This is a genomic window from Rhizobium sp. PDO1-076 (assembly GCF_000247475.1).
Taxonomy (GTDB): Bacteria; Pseudomonadota; Alphaproteobacteria; order Rhizobiales; family Rhizobiaceae; genus Allorhizobium.
Genome location: NZ_AHZC01000180.1, coordinates 1 through 3,426, shown reverse-complemented (window position 1 = coordinate 3,426; position 3,426 = coordinate 1). Strand labels below are relative to the sequence as shown.

At 51.8% G+C, this 3,426-nt stretch carries 2 protein-coding genes and 1 pseudogene; all 3 read right to left on the bottom strand.

What is annotated here, in order from left to right; all coding sequences use genetic code 11:
* A pseudogene (locus PDO_RS11570) lies at nt 1–527 on the bottom strand (winged helix-turn-helix domain-containing protein); the annotation flags it as partial.
* A gap of 181 nt (nt 528–708) precedes the next feature.
* Complete coding sequence (gene repB / locus PDO_RS11565) at nt 709–1,701, bottom strand: plasmid partitioning protein RepB (RefSeq protein ID WP_009109570.1); 993 nt, start codon at nt 1,699–1,701, stop codon at nt 709–711.
* Nucleotides 1,698–2,915 carry a plasmid partitioning protein RepA gene (repA, locus tag PDO_RS11560; protein WP_009109568.1) on the bottom strand — a complete coding sequence of 406 codons (1,218 nt, stop codon included), beginning with the start codon at nt 2,913–2,915 and terminating at the stop codon, nt 1,698–1,700. The genes repB and repA overlap by 4 nt, the downstream gene beginning before the upstream one ends.
* Nucleotides 2,916–3,426: the final 511 nt, after the last annotated feature.

The window sequence follows — 3,426 nt, the reverse complement described above, 5'->3', positions numbered from 1 at the left end:
GGGCCCCGCTTACCTCTTTTGCTTCTGCCACGCAGCGGCGTCATGTTGGTCTTGACCGAAGTCTCATCCACGAGAACGAGACGTCCGGGGCTCTTTTGCATAGCGGGTTGACGATGTTTTCGCCACTCATCGCGCTCCCGGCGCACCTCGACGCGTTCGCGTTCCGATGCCAGCAGTGTTTTTATATAGGTGAAGCCAGCCCGGCACAGCAGCTTTGACAGGTTCGAGGGATCAGCCTTCACACCATGATGCTCTTCCAGCCAGGTCGCCAGGTCAGGCATGGTTATATCCGGTTGCACTTCCACCTTGGCGATAATGGCGTCCTGGTAAGGGCCCAATTTGCCGCCACCGCTGGGCCGCCCGCGCCGGGACGGCTCGACCGAGCCTGTTCGATCCGCCCGCTGCTTCAGCCGAACAGCCGTGGCGGGCGAAACTTTGAAAGCGGCAGCTGCTGCTCGGCGCGTTACGCCCTGCGTTATCGCATCAACAATCCGCTGGCGAAGGTCCGATGAATAGGCGCGTGACATGGCAAGTCCTCCTGCCATGTTGAATCATGAAGTCGAAGCAAAGGGAACCGACCGATTCTCAAAATCCGCCCGACGTTCTAGCTGCTTACACCGAGAAGGGCTTCCACGACGGCGACGTTGGGGGGCTTTTTCTTTGCGGTTTAGTTCCTTATCGAAATCTGATTGTCAGCTGACAATCGAACTATTCTGTTGAATCACCAGCATTTTTTGTTTCAAACGCGATGACGAGATCCGCTATCTGCGCAAGCAAATAATTGGCAAAATCTGGCGATGTTACCGTGATTTTGACCGCCTTTTTACCGCGAGCTATCGACGCAATCGGCAAGCCCTTTTTCGTTCGGACAGTTTCTTCAGCGTCTTTTTGTAGCGCCTTATCTTCAACCGATTTCCAAAGTTTCTCAAACCGCTTATTTGTGTCCTCAGCCGAAAACGTGGAGCTAGCTACTGCGGCTCGCGCTTTAATAACAGCGGTATCCTGCTTGAGCTTCTCGGCCAAAGCAAGCCAACGTGGCCGTCCAACTCTTGGGGCCGGACCAATAGCTAGGATGATCTCCGGATCGATTGTTTGCGCAACCTGAAGCAGACGGGATGTCTCCGGCTTATCCGTTGCTAAGGCTTTTGCAATTGTGTCACGATCAAAGCCATGTTCCTGCATACGATACGCAAATAATGCGCGCTCAATGTAACTGAGATCGACGCGCGCGCCGTTCTCCTGACCTTGGGCAAGAACCAATTCTTCGTCCGTGAGATGCCTCACAATTGCCTTTACGGAAATTGCCAGGTCTAGTGAAGCTCGCAGACGTCGATGACCATAAGCAGCCTGATAGGTATTCGCTTTCGACGGGTGCGGTCTGACCAAGATCGGAACTTGTTGCCCGCTCTCCCCGATTGATAGCTTCAACGCTTCAAGCTCAATGTCATTTTCAACCGGGATACGATCCCTAATAAACGACATTTCGACCAAGCCAGGGTCAATCTCAACCACCTTTTGCCCAGATGCCAAGGATTCGCGGAGAGATTTAGCTGCGGCCGCTTCTTCCCCGAGCTTGCCAAGGGAAAGGTTCATCGCACGCACAGCGCCTGTTGGACGGTGCGTGTGACTGATGCTCGGAGTGTCGTGGGCTGTCTGGTCCGTTTTACCAACCATACCCTTGAGAATATCGCGACCCTTCATAGCCTGCCCCAAGCGCTTCGAATAAGTTGATCAACTTCAGCGTTGACGCTGTCCATGGATTCAACCCCACGGTCGTACGTCTGCCTGTGCATAGTCTCGCGGCCAGCTTCGTAGATCGTTTGCTTTGACAGGCCAGCGTCAGAAACAGCTGTAGATTTAACCATCATGGACGTCAGGACACGTTCGTCGAATAGACTACGCAGGAACGCAACGATCTGCGCCTGTGGGCCATCGTTGGGTTCATAGCGTGTGATCAGATAGCGCATCCAATCGTATTGTAGATTCCCGCCGGCTTCTTTTACCACCGAAAGAAGATCCGAGGTCATCGCCAGGAACTGGTTCATAGATGCGACATCCAACATCTGTGGATGAACAGTAATCAAGACCGAAGTTGCCGCGCACAATGCGGACAATGTAAGGAATCCCAGGGTCGGCGGGCAGTCGATGACTACGACATCATACTGGCTTTCGAGCGAAATTAATGCGTTGCCAACACGCATAAAAAACATCTCATTTTCGTTGCGGCCAGCGTCAGCAAGAGCTTTAGGTGTATCGTGCTCAAACTCATGCAGTTCGAGATTGCCAGGAATTAGGTCGAGGCCGGGAAAATATGTTTTCCTGACAACCTCGGAAACATCTCGCCGGCTCTCGTCGTAGCGAATAGCGCCGTATAATGTTTCGCCCTCATTAACGTCAAATTCTGGCTGGAAACCGAGCATTGCCGACATTGAAGCCTGAGGATCCAAATCAACAGCGAGCACACGGTACCCGCGCAAAGCGAGATACTGAGTGAGATGCACGGAGGAAGTTGTCTTCCCAGATCCGCCTTTAAAATTTGTAACGGCAATGATTTGCATATGATCGCTGGCTCGCCTGCCCGGCAAATAGCTGGGCTTCGTGCGGCCAAGATGCTGGCGAATATTGTTGACTTCTTCAAGCGAAAACGTCCGCCGCCCGCCGGTGGATTTTTCCGATGTCACGCCTTCTTCCTGCGTTGCCAAATGGCGGACGTAGCTATCTGTTACACTCAGAAGCCGTGCCGCTTCTGCGCTACTGAAACGACGCAATTCCTTCTTAGCGTTAGGAGAGAACAGCTTTTCAAATAAGATTTGGAGCTGCCCACTCAAAATATTTGAGTCATGAGCGATCGTCTCGTCAATCGAGAGCACATCTGGTTTCTTAGATTTTTCGACAATCGTGGTCTTGGACACCATTCACGCAAATCCCAATGAATAGGAAGAATTAGCGCAAATGATCGCGAGTCTAGGTTGTTCGTCAAGCTTTTTTTAGTTAACGAAACATTCACGTGCGCACCGTTCTCAATAAAGTCACACGATATCATAATCTTAATACAATTGTCAGCTGACAATTCGACTAGCAAATATCCTTGTATGTAACCGCACAGGCAGCACATGTGCTAATAATTCAAGCCCTCTACCGATCAATCCGTTTTCGTTCTAAATCCGAGTGCTCCGGGCTACGCAACCCCGACCAGGTTCGCCCTACGTGTGCTATCGCCGTGTTCCAATCATCACCGCAGATGTAAATCGGCTAATCCCAGATCAAGCTGTCAGCTGAAGTGCAACCTCTGCAGCAACCTTGACCATATGCTTTCCGGGGTCTCCGTGACTCAGTTTGGAGTATGCGCTGTCAATCGGCTCGGAATATTGGCTCTGAGGGGATGCGGACGAAAACTTGGACTAACAGGAGATAGTTCATGTATTC

Coding starts and splice junctions, on each gene's coding strand:
- repB (WP_009109570.1), bottom strand. CDS start 1,701: ATGAAGGGTCGCGATATTCTCAAGGGTATGGTTGGTAAAACGGACCAG.
- repA (WP_009109568.1), bottom strand. CDS start 2,915: ATGGTGTCCAAGACCACGATTGTCGAAAAATCTAAGAAACCAGATGTG.